Raw genomic sequence first — 22,067 nt, 5'->3', positions numbered from 1 at the left:
GATTATGCATGATATTAAAATCCTTGCTACAAATTAACGCGGATGATGATGTCGTTATAGTCAACATCACCACCTCCTGGCAAATCTTCAAAGCTAAAGATGTTATCTCCTAACATCCGTATGTGGTCTACACCATCCCGATTAGCGCTGAGGAACGAAAAGTAAACTTGGTCAAGTTCTTGCCCATTCAGTACTTGTTCAAAACTACTATTGCTGACAATAAATGGTGCAAATATCGATTTATCAAGAGTAGCGCTCAAGGTTGTGGTGTTTTGGTTAGCGGTACTTAGATTGATACCTAGTTTTTGAGCATCTTTGATCGCAGCTTGAGTGTAACCAGCTTCACCTGGCAGCACAATGCCATTACCAGTATCAATAGCTCCGTTAAGGGGATCAATCACCCGATAAAAGCCAACAAAGTTATCGAAGGCAGCTTCACGATAAATCATGAAGTTGGCTGTGGTACTTTGGTTACTCATTTCGCGCAAGTCTAGCATCTCGCCTTGGGATCGAGTTTGTGTTTTTGTGCCCAAGGTTGGGAGTTGAGTAGTTGGCTGTATGGTCATTTCTAAGTCAAGAAAATTGCTGCCATCTGGGGTGCGCCAAACTAAGGAGAAGGTATTGTTACCTGCATCCAACAGCTTCAATGCATTATCACTGCCAACTACAGTGCCAAAGAATACGCTTTGATTTTGTCCGCGCAGGAGAGCATCAGTAGTACCATTTTGTACGGCGTAGAAGCCCAAACGAGTGTATGCTGGTAATTCGTCTAAGATGCGTGACAGTTCTTCTGCTGCAAAACCTTGGGGTAAGTTAGCGATCGCACTAAACATGATTTGCGCCCTTGCTAATGCTGCTTGGGCATAACCAGATGCACCTGGAGTCAGTCCGCCTATAGTACCAGCGTCGTCATCTACGACAAATACGCCAATTTCGTTAACTTGGGTACTATTGTTTTTATTGATTTTCAGTTTTAGTTTAGTTGCACTACCCAGTTTTAGCACTTTGTCATTGGCAAGAGAGCGACTCAGCAGCAATGGGAAATCTGGTTCATCGGTTAAACTAGCGTTGTTAACACTAAAAGGTGGAGCATATTGGATGCCAAAGTTGCTATAGAGTTCATTTTGATCGCGGGGTAACAAGTCTGTGTTGAAATTCCGTGCATAGATTTCCTCATAGTTACCTACTGCCTGAATTATCTTGACTACAAAGTCATTGGGTAAGCCAAGGGTGGCTCCTAAATTCCCTTTGATTCCTAAAAATTCATGAATTTGGGCATCAGAATCATCAGCCAGGTTGTCATTGGTATTTTTAGCAATCAACTCATCAATGTTTTTTGAGGTAATACCATATTCTTCCGCCTGAATTAAGGAATAAGTTACCCAACGCACCACATCAGCCCACTCTGACTGGTTTTCGTCAATCACTAAAGCTAAGGGTTCCTTAGAGAAGACTTCTTTTAAAATTTCGTGTTCTTCTGGATGCTCAAAAGTCGGTATTTTTCCTGCCAGCAGGGTGATGTCATTGAAAATAGCATCCACATCTCCTTTGACGTAAGCAGCATACATATCATCACTGCGATCGAAGTAGGAAGGAGTGAAACTGACATCAAATTTCTCCAGAGCATCTTCCAGGTTTTGCAGGGCAGAAGTTCCTGTGACGACACCAATTTTACGACCATTGAGGGTAGGTAGTGTAGTAATTCCGCTATCAAACCGAGTCAGAATCCCTTGTTGGCTGTAAAGATAAGTTGGACTGTAGTCAATTCCCAGCTTGGCATCACGTATCAGGTTGTGGGTATAAGCTCCCGCAGAAACATCAACAATGCCATTAGCTGCATTGACAAAAGCATCATTTAATAATTGGGTGACAAATTCAACTTTGCTTGCATCTCCGAACACCGCAGCAGATAAAGCTCTAGCTAAATCAACATCAAAGCCTTTGAGAGTGCCATCATTTTGTTTAGCGGCAATTCCTGGAAATTGTAGAGTTTCCGGTAAACCAAACTTGATTACGCCTCGCTGCTGAATCTCTGCTAACAATTGGCGCTGATCGTTATCGATTAACTGAACATCGTCTGAGCTACCAGAGAAAGGTAGAGAATACATTAAACCGCCATCTGTCCACAGAAGATTGCGATCGCGCTCTAAATTTGGGAAACTACGTTGATAAATCTCCCCATAGTTCCCCACCTGCTTAATTACTTGGACAACAAAATCTTTGCGGATACCCAAGGCTGCACCCAATTCGTCTTCTAAACCTAAGAAACGACGAATTGCCAGATCAGAATCATTATCATCACGCTTATCGGTATTATCAGCGAAAATCTGGTCAATATTCTGGGAACTAATGCCAAATTCTTCAGCTTGAATTGTCGCATTCGTCACCCAGCGCACAACATCTGCCCACTCTGACTCATTTTCCGGTAAGACTAAGGCAATGGGTTCTTGAGAAAATTCGACATCTAAAACCCGCTGATTTTGCGCTTGGGATAAACTGCCTACTCGATTATAAATCAGCGACCGATCTGTAGAAACAGCATCGATTTCACCTCGGCTATAAACAGTAAATAGTTCATCAGTGGAGGTAAAGAAGCGGGGAACAAATTTAACTCCTTCAGGAGTTAAGAGGTTTTGTAAATTATCTAAGGCTGTTGTCCCAGTCAGCAGACCAATTGTGTGACTATTCAGGTCTAAGACATTTTTGATATTGCTATTAGCTCGGACAAGAACAGCTTGGTGATCGTAGAGATAAACAGGGCCAAAATCTACATTCAGGCTGGCATCTCTTGTGAGATTTTCGGTAACTCGGCGCGCACTTAAATCAACTTTGCGATCGGCAACGAGTTGGAATGTGTCAGCAAAATTGCTTGTAACCTGCTCAACTTTACTAGCATCCCCAAAAAGTGCCGCAGCCAAAGCGCGGACAAATTCAGTATCAAACTTCAGAGTATTTGATGATGCAGATGTACCCAATTTGATATAACCACGCTGCAAAATTTTGTCGAGCAGTGTAGGGTTATTAGTATTAGCAGCTTTGGCTGGATCGCTGGGTATTATAGAGTTGCTGTGATTGTTGTTGGTTGGCGGAGAAATCGCCGTGGGTTGTTGATCAACTATCTGAATATTGTCAGCTAGATTCGGGAAGTAGGAATATGTATCGCCTTGATTTTGGATGAGAGCAATATTTTTACCTTTAAAATCTAACACACCACTAATGAAGCGGAAATCATTCAGATTGGTGACACCAAAACCTTTGCTAGAAATCTGAATTTTATCTCCTTCTTGAGGATTGAAATCCAAAATAGTATCAAATCCATCTTCAGGAGAATTAAGGAAGAAGACATCTGCACCGTCACCGCCATTGAGGATGTCATCACCCGTACCACCAATTAAAATATCATTGCCGTCATCAGCAACCAGCCAATCATTATCCTCATTACCGTTCAGGATATCATCGCCGCTGCCGCCTGCAATTTCATCGTTACCATGATTTCCTTCGAGATAATCATTGCCAACTCCACCATTGAGGATATCTGCACCGTCACCCCCCACGAGGCGATCGCTTCCGGAACTACCTGCGATAAAATCATCTCCGAAACCACCGTCAAGGTTGTCATCCCCGAAATTCCCTTCAAGAACATCATCACCTAAACCACCGATCAGGGTATCGTTACCTTGAGCGCCTAAGAGATCATCATCTCCATCTTTACCATCCAGCAGATCATTACCATAATCTCCATCTAACTGGTCATCATCTGGAGTGCCATTTAAGGTGTCATCACCTAAGCCACCGCGAATATCAGATCCCTTGACTACACTATTAATTACCTGCTTCTCATCATCTCCAATCTTGATTAACGCTACTTTTGCTGTCGGATCAATAAGATAACCTTCGCCAACAGACTTGAGTGTTAGGGTAATGGATTCTTGACCTTCGGTACCTTCGTCATTTAGGGCAGAAACCGTGATTGTGGCACTGCTTTCTCCTGGTTGAATGTAGAGTTCTTCTACATTTTCTTGTCCAACTTTATAATCTTCATTCTCAGTTCCAGTCCCAGACAGTGAGTAGAGTATCGTTAACCCTTGATTCGGTGCAACTTGACTGAGTTCAATTTTAAATTCTGCTTTATTATCAGTAGTTTCATTGATGTCTTCAGTAGCAATAACGCGAATTATGCGATTGCCAAAGGCGCTGATATCGGCATCTACAAAAGTATAGTTTTGGTTGAGGGTGGTTTGAAACTCTTGGAAGATGACATCTGGATTGCCCCCCTCAGCCAATTGCTTAACTAACTTTGCGACATCGCCTTGAACTACTCGCTTCACAGAAGCTAAGGCGGGTAAAGCATCCACTAGAGATTTTGATGCACCAACTTTAGCAACTTGGGATAAGAATTTGTTCCCTTCGGCGGTAATTTCAGCAACTTTACTTAGTTGGGCATCTGTTGCTGTGAGTTGATTTTCTGCGAGTAAGAAGGTGAGGAAAGACTTGACAACTTCTGAATTCGTTAAATCAAAAGCTGGTAATTGCTGTTGCGATCGCTGTTGGAAAAACTTCGCCAAAGATGCGATCGCCTCTAGTAAATTATTGGGATTGCTCTGTAAACCATCCAGAAAAGCACGCCCATGATTTAGCAACGCCTGTACTTGAATATGGGTGAGATAAATAGTTAAACCTTTTTGGCTACCTTTACCTAAAGCCAAAAGCGGATCAAAGGTATCGATATCATCGTCAAATTTTTCTAGCCCTAGTTGCTCTTTTACCAGCACATCTGCTTCTTTATCAGTTAATCCTGCTTTTTGAACTAATTTCGCTCGTAAACTCGTTAGAGGCGTAATAATCTTGGCATCTGGAAGCGCAATCAAAGCACCAGATGGCAAGCCACTGGAAGTATCAAAACCATCCAAAGCTAGCAATTGCCCTTCTGATGGGTTAATGATGCCATCACCATTGATATCGAATTCTTGGGGTAAATCTAAATTAAATTGACCATATTCATCGGAAATGGTCTTAATTTCGCCTTCATCCCATTGATTGTTGAAATTCGTATCGAAGATAATTGTCGCTGCCGCAATATAGCTTTGAGAAACAGAACCACTAGCACTAAATCCTGATGCACCCAAAGAGAACTTTGCTAAATTCAGTCGTCCAAATTCTTTTTTCCAGACTGAACCCAATCCGAAAACTTTAATTTCTCCTTCGAGAAAAGCATCAACTTTACCATTGAGGTTAAACAATTCAAATGGTTTGTCGATCCGAGAAATAATTTCAGAAGCTCGAATCTTGCCATCGCTGGTGCCATTGTTTTCACCCACATCGACAATATCTAAACCAACCGTACCTTGAATACCGCCTCGGAGCGTTGCGTCAGCAATTAAGGCTTTTAACTGCAAGCCAGCAGCAATAGTGGCAGTTAAGGTCAACTCATCAATATCTTTTCCTGTACTATCCCAGTCACTGAGATAGAAACCATCGAAGACTTTATAGGAATCCTTTAAGGAGAAATTGTTGTTTTTCCACTGATTAATTCCATAGGTATCAAAACCCCCAACCAAATTTGTTTTGGCTGTAAATCCACCGCTTAACTCTCCATAGACAGGAGTATAGATAGGGAAGCTTTGTGAAATAGCAAAGTTAAAATCAAGGTCGGGGATGTCATAAATCACCAGGTCGGTAGTTTTACCTAACAGCAGATCAATTGCCTTGAGGGGATTGGTGAGGATGGGGAACTGTAACCCTTCAAGATTTTTTAGTTTGCTGAAGAAACTAGATGTAGCTTTAGCATTAGGATTGCTACTAACTTTCTGTTCCGATTGCTTGAGTGGATCGGATGTGGTTTTTGTTGTTTGTAGTCCGTTAGTATTACCCGCACCAGTATCTACTTTACCCGCAGCATCTTTAGCATTCTGACTGGCTGCTTTAAAGTCAGTTAATGCATAGCTGCCCAAATCAATCACAATCGGTTCATTAGCAGGAATCTGGCTTAAAATCTCAATCAGATCGATAATATCCCCGGCAGCCTTGATGAATTTTTCTGATTGTTCTAATTTCGCTTTCTGTTCTGCTGGAACTAACTTTTTGGCAATTTCTAAAAGAGTGATTTTTTTATCATTATTCGCATCAAATACTTTTCCTAGCCCCAATTCACCCAGAAGTTTTGTATCACTATTTAACAGTTTAATTACAGGGCGAATAGGTTCAATAATTTCGTTGACTTCTTTAATAATTGGCCCAAGAAAATTACTAATAAATGTCCCTAAGTCAATAGCGATATTATTAAGTTTGATGTTGGCCCCATTTTTTTCGGCTTGTTGTTGATTGCCGTAGTTAAATATGGGGAATTGAGCCGCGATATCAAAACTGAAGGATGGAAATACTGAATTACCGTTGATACTTGTTTTTGCTTTCAGTCCCAGATTTGCCGCACCTACTAATTGATACTCAACCAGGTCATAGAAACCTTGTTTTGCCACAGATTTAGCTGTTTTTAGTAAGTTGACCAAATCCAAGACACTTAAGCGATTGCCATCATTAATGCCCTGAGATTCCCACTTGCCATTTTTGTAACTTAAGCCAACTTGCAAGCCGCTCAACTCTCCTGAAAGACTTATTTCTTTATTGGAGGAAGCGCTGCTTTTAATCACGCTAATTTGAGGATTATCTAGTTTAATTTCCGGAATATATTTAGTAATCACCTCTGGCAAGCCCAGAGTTTTACTTAAGGATGTGAGATTAAGACTAGTTGGCGAAACTATTTGTACGCGATCGTTACTGACAAATAAATTAACAGTAGACGGCAGTAAATCTACATCCCCAATTTTGGCTGGTAATCCCAAGGAAGTGGCTAAATTACTCAGATTAATGCCACTAGCAGAAAACTGATAATTGGTTGTTTTATTAAAATTGCTCAGTGTCAAGCTGGGATTGGTTAAAGACAAATCGGGGATGGTGGTGAATACAGTGTCTAGCCCAGGAATTGCCTTAATTACCTGATCCAGTTTGATCTGATCCGATGTAACTTGAAATTTATTGCTTTCTAATGTCAAATTGACCGTACCAAAAGCATTCAAGACCTGGGTAACGGTATTAGACATTTCACTCGGCAATATGGATTTCGCTTTTTCACCAAGCCAAGATGTTAACTCTTTTGTTGGTAATTGATCTGCCTTAAATTTAAAAGTTGCATCTTTCCAAGTGCCAGCTAACCCGCTAGCATTCTTCTCCGGTTTGATAATGGTGATACTGGGATTGGTAATTGGTAGTTTTAAATTATCAACGGATAAGTTATCTATGCCAGGAATCTTTTTCAAGACTGTGGCTAAATCGAGAACGCCTTCGTAAGTGATTTGGATGGAATTTATTTGTGCCTAGCTGTACATCAAGGCGACGAGCTAATTCCAGAAGATCATTGACAACATTCATCACCTCTTGGGGGAGTTGAGCGTTGGCTTGTTTGGTCAGCCAATCTACCAATTCTTCCTTGGGTAAATGATCTGCTGCAAAGGTATAATTTGCTTTGCTGAGTCCTTTATTTAAGTCATAAATTGTCAGCACGGGATTGGTAATCGGTAAGTTCAATCCTGTGGTTAAGTCTGACAAGCCCGGAATCTTCTGAATAATCTTGCCAACATCCAGCGTTCCGGGGTAACTAATTTGCAGTTTATTGTTCTTGAACAGGACATCAAACTCTGCGGCTGTATCCACTAACGCAGACACAATATCTTTGACGGATTGGGGTAGTGCAGACCCTGCCTGGTCGATTAACCATTGCTTTAATCCGTCTTTTTTGAGTTTTTCGGCGGTGAAGTTAAAGTCTGTTTTGTAAGTAGTGTCTGTGGGTTTGTCTTTGTATCTGGTAATCGTGAAGGCTGGCTTGCTAACTAACAAACTGCCTGCTGGTGGCAATGTTAAAGTTTTGACTCCATCAATTTGTCCCAGAAGCTTAAACAGATCAAAATCACCATCATAAAGAACTTGAATTTCGTTCTTGTCAAGGACAACATTGAGATTGCCTTTTTGCTCAGACAGACTCTTGAGAATATCTTTAGCAGCTTGCGGAAGTATATCTGCTGCTTGATTTCCTAACCAGGTAGTTAAGTCTAGAATCGGGACATTTTCTGCCTGAAAGCGAAAGTCAGCTTTTTTGCCAGGGTTGAGAATAGTAATACTAGGATTCTTAACATTAAGAGTTAAATCTTGGGAATTAAAGGAGGATAACCCAGGAATATTCTTAATTATGTCTACTAGCTTTAAGTCACCCTGATAAGTTACTTGAATTTGACTATCACCGACTTTAACATCTAGCTGTTCACCTATTGCGCTTAAGGTGTCGAAGATAGATTGCAGTTCTGCCGGAATTAGTTCTTTTCCTTGGACTTTCAGCCAATCAATCAATTCTTTTTTGGGCAAGCGATCGGCGACGAAGCTATAATTAGCCTTTTGATTGGCTCCGAGATTGCTAATTGTGAGACTAGGGTTGAGAACAGGTAACTTGAATTGGTCGCGGGGAAGGTCTTTAACGCCGGGAATTTGCTTGAGGATGTCGCTCAGTTCTACTGTCCCTTCGTAGGACAACTCAATTTGATCGTTACTGACTTCTAAATCAATTCCTTGAGCGATCGCACTCAAACTATTCACTATTGCTACTACATCTTGTGGTAGTACGACTTTCGCCTGCTCTCTTAACCATGTTGCGAGTTCTTCTTTGGGTAGGCGATCGCTCTTGAAGAGGTACTGAGCTTTTTGATTGGGATCGCTACTCTTAGGATTAATAATGGTAATGCTGGGATTGGTAACTGGCAAGTTAAGTCCCGCAAGGGCTTTGATATCTTTCACACCCGGAATCAAGCTAATGACTTTCACAATGTCAAGATCGCCAACCACAGCGATTTGCATTTGTCCAGTTCCTAAAATGAGATTAATGTCAAGGTCTTTACCATTCTTATCTTTACCGATTGCTAGTAGCTGATCGAGAAGCGTACCCACTTGTTGGGGTAAGACATTGCCAGTATTAGCCTTTACCCAAGTAATTAGGGGTTGAACAGGGAGGCGTTCGGCACTCAAGAGATAGTCAAATTTATAGGCTCCTCCTTGCTTACCTTGGTTGATTAATGTCAAGCTGGGATTAGTAACAATGAGTGCCAACCCATTCAAAGGTAAGTCTTTTACCCCCGGAATTAAATTGGCGATCTGCATGAGATCGATATCGCCGCGATAATCCAGTTGAATTTTATCTTTGGCAAAGACAACATCCAGATTCGCTGATAACTTATCAAAGACAGCTTTAACATCTGCTGGTAATTGAGAACTGATTAAATCGAGCAGTTCTTTTTTGGGTAACTTCTCAGCAGCAAAGCTAAAGCTGGCGTTCTTACCAGGGTTGAAGATAGTCAGACTGGGGTTGATAATGTTGAGGGGAGTTGTAGAACTAGCAAGCAGTTCTTTTACTCCCGGAATCAAGCCAAGCACTTGCACCAAATCGACTGCACCATTGTAGGTGACTTGAATCTGGTTGTTGCCCATAACCACATCCAACTGCTGTGCTACCGCAGAGATATTATCGAGTAGCGATCGCACATCTTCAGGCAATTGGGCTTTGATCCAAGTAATTAGTTGTTGTTTGGGTAACTGATCGGCAGCAAAGCTAAAGCTGGCATTTTTACCCAAATTCGTAATCGCAAATCTGGGATTGAGAACAGGTAACTGCAAACCATTGAGTGGTAAGTCTTTTAATCCCGGAATGACTGCGATAATTTTGGCTAAATCAAGGTTTCCTTTGTAACTCAGTTGCAGTTGATTGTTACCCAATTCCACATCCAAGCGATCGCCTATGTTCAACAGGGAATCGATGATGCTACTCACTTCTGTTGGAAGCAACGCCTTAACTTTTTCAGTTAGCCATTCTGTTAACTGTTTTTTGGGCAACTGTTCAGCAAGTAAACTATAGCTGCGATTCTTGGCGTTGGTAATGACAGTAAAGCTGGGATTGAGAACCGGAAGTTGTAAAGTACTGGGAGTCAAAGAACTTAATCCCGGAATCACCCTCAGCGCCTTGGCTAAATCGACTGTTCCCAGGTAGTTGATTTGAGTTTGTTTATCTCCCAGCACTAAATCAACTTGAGAAATTTCCTTCAACAGTCCCGTGAAGACATTACGCGTGCTTTCATCGGTAATGTAAGTGTTAACCTGATTAGTCAACCAAGTTTTCACTGAATTGATGGTGTTGAGCGGTAGCCGATCGGCACTGAAGCTGAAGCTAGGGGAATCTTGAGGATTGGTAATCGTGATGCTGGGATTAGCGATCGCTAAATCTAATCCTTTGAGGGGAAGTAAAAAGTCTCCTAGTTGCGTGGTGATTTTATCGAGGATAGTTTTGAAATTGAGATCGCCTAAATAGGTGATTTGGATTTGATTGTTGGCAAACTTCACATCGAGATTCTCAACAACCGCGATCGCTCCTTTGATAAATTCTCGAACATCTTGGGGTAACTTGGCGATGACAGTTTTTGTCAACCAATTGACTAATTCTGTCTTAGGTAAGCGATCGCTAGCAAATGCAAAATCAATATCTTTGAGATTCTTTGTTCCCAAATTGCTGAGAGTGAGGCGCGGATTGTTAACAGGTAAAGTCAATCCATCTAAAGATAGGTCTTTAATGCCAGGTATGACTTTTGCGATCGCAGCTAAATCGACATTGCCCTGATAAGCTAATTGCAATTGGCGATCGCTAAACAGAATATCCACCTGTTGGGCGATATCAGAAACCTGATTTACAATGGATTTAGCATCTTCGGGTAACTGCTGCACCAACCACTCAATCAGTTCCTTTTTAGGTAAGCGATCGGCACTAAAACTGTAATCAATATCTCTGCTGCTAGGATTCGTAATTGTTAGCCGAGGATTTGTTACAAGTAGTTTCAGGGTGTTTAATGGTAAATCCTTTAGCCCCGGAACTTGTTTTAAAATCGCCCCTAAATCTAGATCGCCCAAATAAGCAACTTGAATCTGGTTTTTACCTAGTTGTAAGTCAACATTTTCTGTTAACTGCAATAGATTATCTAAAACCTCACGTACCTCTTGCGGTAGAAGGTTTACAGCTTTATTCTTCACCCAATCAAGTAGCTCTTTTTTCGGTAAGCGCTTCACAGAAAAAGCATAATCAACTGCTTTATCTTTCACGCCGAAATTTAGTAACGTTAGGCTGGGATTAGTGACAGGCAAATTCAACCCTTCTAAAGGTAAATCTGTCAACCCAGGAATTAAGGGTATTAATGCATTCAACTGCAAATCGCCGTTATAAGTGATTTGCATTTGTTGATTGCCCAAAATCACATCTACCTGTTCCAATCCAGAAGCAAAAAGTTGATTGAGAACAGTTTGTGCGTCTGCGGGTAAAAGTTCTTTACCTTTTTTGCTTAACCACTCTATCAGAGGACGTTTTGGTAGACTGTCAGCAGCAAAGGCATAATCTGGAGTCCCTTTGAGATTACTAATTGTCAGGTGGGGATTGGTAACAGGTAAAATCAATTCAGTTAAAGGTAAATCTTTAACCCCTGGAATTACTTTAGCTAACTTGGCTAAATCTAAGTTACCTTGATAAGCGACTTGAATTTGATCCTTCCCTAACACCAAATCGATGTTTTCTGTAAAATCTAACAGTTGATTTAAAACACTTTGAACTTCTGCGGGTAAAAGTGTTTTTCCTTGGTTGCTTAACCAATCTACTAGTTGTTTCTTTGGTAGACTATCGGCACTAAAGGCGTAACTGGCATTTTTGCTCTGAGGATTGGTAATCGTAATGCTAGGATTGATGACAGGTAGCGTTAATCCATTTAAAGGTAAATCTTTAATCCCAGGTATTACTGTTGTCAGCTTCGCTAAGTCTAAACTATTTTTATAAGTGACTTTAATTTGCTCTTTTCCTAGCACCAAATCAATTTTTTCTGTCAGTGCTAAAAGCTGATTTAAAACATCCTGACTTTCTGTGCTTAAAAGTGTTTTGCCTTGGTTAGTTAACCAATCTACTAGTGCTTTCTTCGGCAGTTCTTGAGCGATAAACGCATAATTTGCACTTTTACTACCTGGATTGGTAATCGTAATACTAGGATTGGTGACGTTTAGGGTTAATCCCTTCAAGGGTAAATCTTTAATACCTGGAATTATACCAGTCAACTGCGCTATATCTAAGTCGCCTTGATAGGAGACTTTAATTTGATGCTTCCCTAATACTAAATTGACTTTTTTTGTCAGGGCTGAGAGTTGATCGAGAACACTTTGAACTTCTGTAGGTAATAGAGTTTTGCCTTGGTTTGCGAGCCAAGTTATTAATTCTTGTTTGGGTAGACTGTCAGCCGCAAAAATGTAGTCTGCATTTTCCTGCCCTAAATTTGTAATAGTTAATCTGGGTTTTTCGACAGGTAACTTCAATCCTTTGAGTGGTAAATCTTTAACTCCAGGAATCACACTCAACAGCTTGGTTAAATCTAGGGTTCCTGTATAGGTAATTTGCAGGTCTTTTTGATTAGGCAAATTTGTCAGTGCGATGTCAACATTACCCGCGTCTTTGAGGAGAGTTAACAGCGCTGTTTTCACTTCTGGAGAAGCTTGCTTGAGCAGATCGGCGATCGCCTGATCTATACCAGAAATCTCTGTAGACGGCTTCTTTAACCAATCTATTAAGGTTTGGGTAGATACCTTGGGAAAAGCAGAAGTTAAATCTGGAATTCGCTCAATTGTCTGCAAATTCTGATTGTATTGCACCGTTTTTTGGTCTACCGTCTGTGCCAAAGTACGACTACCCACAGGAATTTGCTGCATCTTTTTGGTGGGAATCGCCTTGGTGAGTTGATCGGGTAGCCCTTTATCAGGATTCGCCAAAGGTTCACTGGGCGCTTTTTCTGACGGAACAGCGGCAAGACTCTTCGTTTTGGGAATTGTTACCGCATCATCTGGAGAGGTTTCTACTTGAGTAGCTTTAACATCAATTGTTGTAATTGTAGGAGTCTCAACAGTTTGACGTTTGTTTTTCTCTGCTTCGGGATCTTTGAGACGGGCGTTAAAAGAAACCCCTAACTTCGTCGGATTTTTATCGTCGTCTTTAAAGTCAACTTGCAAAAATCCTAAATTCCCCTTAGCTGCAAAACCTGGGAGGGTGAGGCTGACATCCGCACTCAATTTTGTCTTTTCTGGATCGAGATAGAACCCAAGTAACTTATTTAGCCCAAACCCAATCGATAGATCAAATTTAAAATCAGCACTGAGTTTCCCTTGCGATTGAAACCCAATTCCTAAAGCTGGTAACCCCAAATTGCTAGACAGATTGACATTAAAGGCGTTGTACTGCTTTTTCAGTTCAAAGGAAAAATAAGTGTCTGTATCTGTAACTTTAGTATTAACTTTGACACCAGTAAGTCCTAAATCTGTTAAAGCGTTTTCAATAATGCTATCGAGTTTTGTTGAAGTCAGGCGATCGGTTTGCGCTTGAGAAATGCCTTTAACAATCGCATTCCCTAAATCTGCAAACAACGTCGGCGAACGCCCTTCTAAAGAACCAATAATTGGCAATTCAATTTGATTTATCGTCTGTTGCAGTGTCCCAAAGCCTGCTGTTACGCCTTCAGTGGTTTTTGCTTTATCCAGAACGCGATCGACTAAACCAATAGTTTGATCGACAACTGGTAAATTATGGTAATTGGGATCGCTACTGGTAACTTGATATTTAATCTTCGCCTCATGGGGATTTGTGGGGTCTGTATCGGATTCGAGGATACCATCATCAAACCCTTGCACATTAACGGTTTGCAGTTGATACCAATTTTCTGGTTTAAACGTTAGCGTCACCGAATCAACAGGCTTAGGAATTCCACTAGACAGATCCATCAAGGTTAACTGCTTTTTCCCATTTTTCGTGGTGGGGCTAGTTAACGTTAATGTCACAGGTGCAGAAGGTTCACTCAGTAACGACACTTCAAATTGAGAATAGCGAATTTGATCCTGATCGCTAGTTTTGAAGGGATCATCTTCGATCGCAACTGTCCGATTTCCCGCTTCGACAATTCGCACTCCTGGGACATCATTGTCAATAATATTCAGACTGGCTGATTTAGTAGCATTATCTAACTTATAGCCGTCATCAGGAAGTAACTCTACCGACACTGTTTCTGAAGGAATTCGGGCCACAGAACCTGCCGTAATTTGCTGTGCTACAGCAGAGTCAACATTTACTTGAATATCGCCCCTGTAATTTAGTACGTTATTGTCAACAGGGTTATTATTAGTGTCAACTGTCCACTTGGCCCCATTCTTTAAGCTGCCATTGACACCCTTGCCATTGATATCTGTAATTGTTCCCGTTGTTAATTGCTGTTGGTTGATACTATTAGTATTAGCACTGTAGTAAACATTTAAACTATCTTCTTTACCAATGAGAAAACGGTTCATGTTTTCTACAATTTGCTGTTGCGTACGGGCAGTATCCCAAATTCTGACTTCCGCTATATTCCCCTGAAAATACTTATCATTTGCCCAATTACTGCGAGCAATGTAATTACTTGCCCGATCCACATTCTCAGCTATATTTTGTCCGCTTGCTGATTTTACTAACTCTCCATTGATATAGAGATGAGCATTTCCTTTACCATCATTGACTCCAGCAACATGAATCCACTCACCAGTTGGTAGCAAGTTCTCTGTGGTTACCGATGTATAGTTTCTGTTTTTCCCTACATAGGTTTCTAAGCGCAGTCTCCCTGTAGCACCATCAAAATTCAAAATGATGTTATTTTGTGCTTCACCATTACCAAAATCAACAATCCGTGAGAATGATTGATGTTGATCGATTTTAATCCAAGCCTCAATTGTATAATCGCCGCTAATTTTCGGATCATTGACAGAAACGTAGTCATCCTTGCCATCAAAGTTGAACCAACCTTGGCCAATTTGAGTCAGATTTGTGGTTTCAGTTACGGTTCCTTTAATATTACCAAATTCAACAATGCTGTCTTTAGACAATGGCAAAGATTGGGCATTTTTTACGTCTTTATTAGAGCTTAAAGCTTTGGCAGAAACTCCTAATTTTAATGTTGTATTGTTAATTCGAGTTACATTCTTAACAGAAAGGTTTAGGTCTTCAACTACCTTATCGTCAATGGGAACAATCGGCACTAAGACTTGATTACCAAAAACGCGAACCTTACCAGTTGTATTAGAATCAGTTTGAATTGATTGATAATCTTGATTGAGAGTAGCACTTCCTCCATTAATACGATAATTGACCTCAATTCCTGTATTTTCTGGAGGTAGTGATGTCAGATCGCGATCCAAGTCGATAATGAAGTATCCAGGAGTGGAGAAAATTTCTGCTGCGGCTCTCCCTGCTGTAATGCGAGCTGTAGGAATATCATTATCTTTGATGAGGACTTCTAAAGGCTTGAGAGTTGCAGTTAGTTTTTTATAAAGTTCATCCTCTCCAGAAACTTGGAAGTTGATCTGACTTTTTTGTAGATACTCAACTTTGTCATCATCAACAGCAGTAATTTGAACGGTTTGAGGTATATCCCATGTTTGTGAATCGAAGGTAAGACTGACTATTTCTCCAGGTTGTTTACCGATGAAGTTAAATTCCTCATTACCTGGAGTCATCGTTACCACGACGTTACCAACAGGTTGACTGTTGAGCTTAATTGTAAAGGAATCTCCTGTACCTTCTGTCACACCCACTAGTGGAGTGATTGTCAATCCTGCCTGGTCACCATCGTCATTGTTGACGACAGTCAACTGATATTTTTTCGTATCGTTCGTATCGTTATAGTTGGGGTCATTACTTTGAATACGTCTGTTAATAACATAACTAACAGCCCCATCTTGAACGCGATCGTCCTGGGGAACAATGAAAAATTGTTGCGGTTGATTCCAATTGTCGGGAGTAAATTTTAAAGCAACTTCATCTGAAGATTGTGACTTTTTTGAGTTTTTGGTGATGAGTTTTCCTTCTATACTATTACTAGTAGAAAAATAAATCTCAACTGTATCTGTGGGTTTACTGGTTAATTCGGCTGTGAAGGTGAGGGGAGTAGTATCGCCTTCTTTCGTAGAAAATTGTAGCGACTGTAATGATTTTCCTTGAGCATCCTTAATCAGAATTCCAGCTTGGTCATTATCTTGAATTGTCAGAGGTTGCCGGAAATTTTCTGGCGCATTTTGATCGATTTGATATCCTTCTCCACTACCGAGTTTCAGATTAATAGTTTCGTCTGTTTCTTTAATTTGATCGCCAAGAGATTTAACTGTAATTTCAGCGCTAGTTTGTCCTTCAGGAATCACAACTGCTGGAAATTGCTTGAGGTATTGCAGTTTTCCATCTGCTGCGCCAATGACAACATCTACACTGCCATTGTTATTTAAATCGGCAAAAACAGGCGCACTATTTGCTCCTACTTTCCACGGACTACCAGGGAAGTTGATAGTATCTACGGTAAAAGTTGGTGTTGTTGGGTTACCTGTATTGCGATAGAAAGCAACAGAACCGTCTTTTCGCCCCACAAATAAGTCTAAGTCACCATCGTTATCGATATCTGTGAAAGATGGGATGCTATTATCGCCAACATCAATACCGTCAAATGGACTATTTTCTTTAAGTGAGAAGACTGGTTTTGAAGCTGTGCCAGTATTTATGTAGTATTTGAGTTTGCCATCAGCATTACCAAGAATCAAATCTAGATCGCCATCTTGATCGAGATCGGCAAAGGCTGGGGCACTGTTTTGCGGTACACTAATATTTCTAAAATAGCGTTCAAAAAAGTTTGGCAGGCTGTTATTAATTTCTTCAAAAGGATTACTTAAGCCGAAACGCTGCCCAAATTTAACTCCTGTGCGATCGCTAATATTTTCATACTCGGCAAGTTTGCCATCGGCATTACCAACAATCAAATCTAGATCGCCATCTTTATCGAGATCAGCAAAGGTTGGCGTACTGTTATTGCCTACATTAATGTTGTTAAAAAGATTATTGGTTTTTTGTAGTTCTTTAAATAAGGGAACAGCAGGTGTACCAGTGTTTTCATAAAATGCGATTTGACCGTCGGCTTTGCCAACAATTAAATCTAAATCGCTATCTTGATCGAGATCGGCAAAACTGGGCGTACTAAATTGACCGACACCTATCCCTTGAAAGGGGCTATTATCGCTTTGTAATTGGAAGTAGTTTGTATTGAGGGCGAAATCCTGATTTAAGGTTGCAGTACTCCCATCTAAAGATAAGAAGACCGTGGTTCCCCCTTGTGGTGCAGGTCGGTCGAGTACCACTTTCAATGTTTGCGTGCCATTGTCTTCAGCAAGATTGACATTCCCTCCTTGCAAGCTGGCGATCGCTATGGTAGGGTCAGGACGAGTTATGGTTACCGAATTATCGATATCGTCATCAATATCTTGATTGGCAACGGCAATGGGAAACGTTAATTTATTGTAGTTAGAATCACTACTTGTAGTTTTTGCTTGTAGCTGATAAGTAATATCGCCATCAACTTTATTATCAGGCTTCCCAACAATATCAAAGAGTTGGTATTTATCCCAGTTGGTTGGAGTAAAAGTGATTGTCGATACAGAAGCACCGTTATAGAGTTTTAACTCACCTTCAGCCTGATTTAATCCATCAAAGCTGACGGTGACATCTTGAGTAGGTTGACTTTTCAGACGAATGGCAAAGGTTTCTTTATCAACCCGTTCTGAGGTTTGCAATGTCCGGAACGTAGGGGCAATTATGGGTAGGACTTTACCTTCAGCATTGACAATTTGATCATCAACGGTAACGTTTGCTATTTCTAGCCCTACAGTATTGCTATCGAAAAGATTTAGGGTTTTAGTGGAATTAGCACTATTTAGGGTGTAGCCTGTTCCCTGATCTAAAGTCAGAGTAATCGTTTCTGTCGGTTCTTTAATAGAATCGCTAATTGCAGAGATGGGAATTGTGACGGATGTTTCACCCTTAGCGATCGCGATCGTTCCTTGACTAATTAAACCTTGATAGTCCTTACCAAGGGTGGCATTACCGTTAATGGTATATTTGACAGCTAAATCTTGCTTCGCTGCATGATTCAACTGTAATCCAAATTGCCCCGGTTGATTATTGTCTTCTTTGATAGCGTCAGAAACTAAAAGGCTAATTTCTGGGTTACCAAGATCCTGTGGTTGTGTCCCTTCTGTAACCTTTGTTTTTAAGGGTATTTGCGTTGTAACTGGAATGCTAATATTTAAGTTAGCAAAGTTAGCATCCTGACTTGTAATCTGAGCCGTCAAATTCAAATCTGATGTAACATTATTAATAGTGAATGTTTGTAATTCATCCCAAGAATTGGTAGCAGATATAGGATTTACATCAACAGCCAATTTATATTTTCCAGAACCTGAATTGGTATCTGTTGCGCCTGAAAGTTTATAATTTACACTGTAATGAGCAACTCCGATATAGTAAGTATCCGTCGCAGTAACTGTATATTGTATAAACGGATCTCTTCCATTCGTATCATCGTTATCGACAATAATTTCACTTTGAGAATTTAGCAACCTTAATCTTGAATCTAAATTCGATAACTTGATCGATTGAGCATCTACCCGAATAGTAATTTTGTCACCTTTTTGCAAGTAAATTTTAAACAAATCAACATCAGTCGAGGAGGCGCTACTAGTAATGGAACCATCAAATTTGAAGCTAGTTGTTGTAATGGGAATTGCTTGGAATGCTGTATTATTAGGTTCTGTAGCACCTGTGGTTTCTTCGCTGACAGTTGTTGTGCCGAGATTTAGTTTTGCCGATGCCTGGAATTTAACATTGCTGCGGTCTAAATTCCCTGATGTTGGGGAATTAAATTGAAGATTAACATCACTAATAGGTTGGCTGCCTAACTTGACCTTAAAGACAACTTTTTGGTTTCTAACTATTAAGGGATTTGTTGCAGAAACCAACTGATTATCCTGATCTAATATGAAAACTTGTGGCTGATAGAGATTACTATCTTCAATATTTAACTTAGCCGTAATTTTACTAACAATTTGACCGTCTTGTTTCAACCGGAAATTAGAAATTGAGGGATTGCCTGTGATATCTGTATCAAAATGATAAGGCTGAACATCAATTGTGACAGTTTCAGCATTTTCTTTAATAGCATCTGGCAATGCCATAAAGTAAATTCTAATTTTAGAAGCATCGACAACACTATTGCCCGGAATATTTAATTGTTCGCCTTGAGGAATAATGATGCCATTTTGTTGTGTATCCGGTTGCAAAGATACTTTCCGATACTGAGAATTGAGGTAATCAATGCCTTGAATTACATTACTGCCAGCAGTAATAGTGTATTTTACCCACAACCCAAAAGAATTGGTAATTGGTCTATCTGCTTTTAATTCAATATAACCAATAGACTCAGAATCTTCTTGAGCGAGTAGTAACTTGCCATATTCTTTAGCATCTCTAATTTCTACCAGTTCTAAGGTGGGTTCGTTGTCTTGAATAGAAACTGTTGCTGATGGTTTATTTGGATCAACCTGATAGTAGAGATTACCAGAACTGTCTTTTTGTTGTAACAATCCCACAGTTACTGATTCCGTCTTCTCCGCAACATCATCATCAATAGGCTCTAGCCCAATCACAATGGCTTTATTATCTCTTCCTGTGTTGGGTTCAATGGTAATTTCATTACCAGTCAAATATTGTTTTGTAGAGTGATCTGCATAGCGCCAATAAACCTTATAATCAGCACCTTTAGCCGTGTTGTTATAAGCACCTCGGATTGTCTCATTACCTGTTATTAATAAGTATTTTTTGGGATTATTATTGTCTTTTTCATAAACGCTAGGAATGTCCAGCTTTAATTTAAATTGTTCTGTTTTTACCCTGTCAAAGGTAAGTTTAAACTCAGCATTTTTGCTGCTATTTTCTGAGCCATCGGTGAGTTTTTCAATACTAATGAGCGGTTCGTCATCTTGAATCGTAATTCGTGCTTCAAAGTTATTAGCATCTTTTTGGTATTCTATTCCTGGCAGCAGCCGCACCGTAAAAGACTCATTAGGGTCATAAATCTGATCGTTAATTACATCAAAAGTTAGTAATTTTTCATTAGGATTCAGACTAAATTTACCTGTATTACTCTTAAAATCAGTGCCTTCTATAGCTCCACTTGTATTGCTAACATAATAATAAACATCTACACTATTAGACGGCAAACTCCCATTAACATTGAGCTTGAAGTTAGCTTTACCGCTCACCTCTGAAGCACTATCAGGAGTAATGCTAATAGTGGGCAGACTAATATCTGTATTTGCACGTTCAGGGTCATTGTTGCCTCGATAGACAACTTTAGACCACGTACCATTGTCTCTACCACTAATTGCAGTATTGTTGTACTGGGCTGCAAATGCTGAACCATAAGTTTGACCTTTGTTGTATCCATTTCCATACACAACAGAGTTATCTGTGAAATTGCTGTTGAGAATAGTTAGTGCTGCTCCTTGACGCGCAAAGATAGCACCACCTAAACCAGCCCCACCGCCACCTCGCCCCCCTTTACCGCCTATAGTATCGCGGTTTGGCCCACCACCACCCCAACCGCTGTCACCACCACCACCAAAAGAGCCTCCATACCCTCTATCACCGGCACTACCATTTTCTCCATTACTCAAAGTGTCAACATCAGCGCCGCCGCCACCGCCGCCACCGCCGCCGCCGCCGAACCCACCTTGACCGCCAGCGCCACCATGACCATAATCATCACCACCACCACCACCGCCACCGCCGCCACCGCCGCCGCCGCCGAACCCACCTTGACCGCCTTGACCACCCTTCCCACCACTACTATTGCCCCGACTACCCCCATTACCTCCAAAAAGATAAAAAGAGCCAGTTGAGTTTGCTCTACCACCGCGCCCGCCGGTATTACCGCTTTGCTCATCATTCCCTCCTTTTGCACCTCCATCGTCGGAGGAATCTCCTCCTTCAGCTTTGTTATTCTGGAAGTTAACATTATTAACAACAACTTTCCCATTGTTAATAAATAGAGCGCCCCCTGCACCCAGTCCACCCCCGCCTCCGCTGGAAGCATTTCCACCCCTTGCATAGCCCTTGGCAAAGGTCAGTCCTTCAAATCCTACGGTTGCACCATCAATCGCTAGAATCTGAAAGTTACTACCGCCATCAATAGTCAGGTTGCTATTACCAAAAAAGAAAGTCAGGTTGCTATTACCAACAAAGAAAAGATCATTTCCACTTTGAATGGTCGGCAGGGAAGAGTTAAGGTAAATCGTGCCAAAAATTCCTCCTAAATCAATGACATCAAGTCCTGGATTGCTTGCCGCATCTTCAATGGCTTTTCGTAAAGAACCATCGCCACTATCGTTGGTGTTCTTGACGGAAATAATATTCAAAAGCCCAGCAAAGTTTTCTACATCATAAAAAGCTTGCTGTGCTTCAATCGCGCCAGTTTCAACTTCTAACTGCCAGTCACCCCCTAAAGCGGCATTCCCTGTAAGATCGTCTGAAGCGGCAACATCTGCTCCTGTAATCTTGCTTAATTTCTGAACAAACTCGAATCCTGCTTTGTCTCCAGCAACACTACATCCATAGAGAAGAATATCTCCGTTATTACTTAAGGCTTGTCCCCATTGCTTTAATTGAGCAGAATAAGCCTGTAAATTATCTCCGTTTAACTGCGTTGTCCCTAATTGCAGTTTTCCAGCACTGCCGTGAGAGACAATGTGAATACTCTCTATACCTTGCCGTCCGTTTAAAGCCTCAGTAATCTGCTCAATTCCATCTTTTGCAGTATCAAGTATTACTACTTCAGTGTCTGGGTTAACTTTCTGTATTAAGTCTTGATAGCCCGAAATGTTGGCATCAATAAAAACAATGGTATAGGGGAGATTATGATTTATATTCATAGTTATTTCTTTAAGGTAAGGTGAAATTACAGTTATTTTTGCTGTTTAGCCAGAAATACTAGATTGAAAACTATAGTTTTCAATCTGTGTAAAATATCTAATGATTCTTAGTTAAAACACTGAGATTGATGCCCTAA

Annotated in this window: 2 protein-coding genes; both read right to left on the bottom strand. The window is 40.7% G+C overall.

The genetic code is table 11. The features are described 5' to 3' along the window. Positions 1-26: 26 nt before the first annotated feature. On the bottom strand, positions 27-7,313 hold the full coding sequence (locus RMY00_RS00390) for a transporter substrate-binding domain-containing protein (RefSeq protein ID WP_322645669.1): 7,287 nt from the start codon (positions 7,311-7,313) through the stop codon (positions 27-29). Next, positions 7,288-21,930, bottom strand: a complete 14,643-nt coding sequence (locus RMY00_RS00385) for a DUF4347 domain-containing protein (RefSeq protein WP_322645668.1) — start codon at positions 21,928-21,930, stop codon at positions 7,288-7,290. Before RMY00_RS00385 ends, RMY00_RS00390 begins: the two co-directional genes overlap by 26 nt. Positions 21,931-22,067: the final 137 nt, after the last annotated feature.

Origin of the sequence: Nostoc sp. ChiVER01 (genome assembly GCF_034531155.1) — a bacterium.
Lineage (GTDB): Bacteria > Cyanobacteriota > Cyanobacteriia > Cyanobacteriales > Nostocaceae > Nostoc.
This window is presented reverse-complemented; position numbering and strand designations above follow the sequence as displayed.

Bases quoted from the DNA above. Each gene is read 5' to 3' on its own strand.
- RMY00_RS00385 (WP_322645668.1), bottom strand. From the start codon at position 21,930: ATGAATATAAATCATAATCTCCCCTATACCATTGTTTTTATTGATGCC.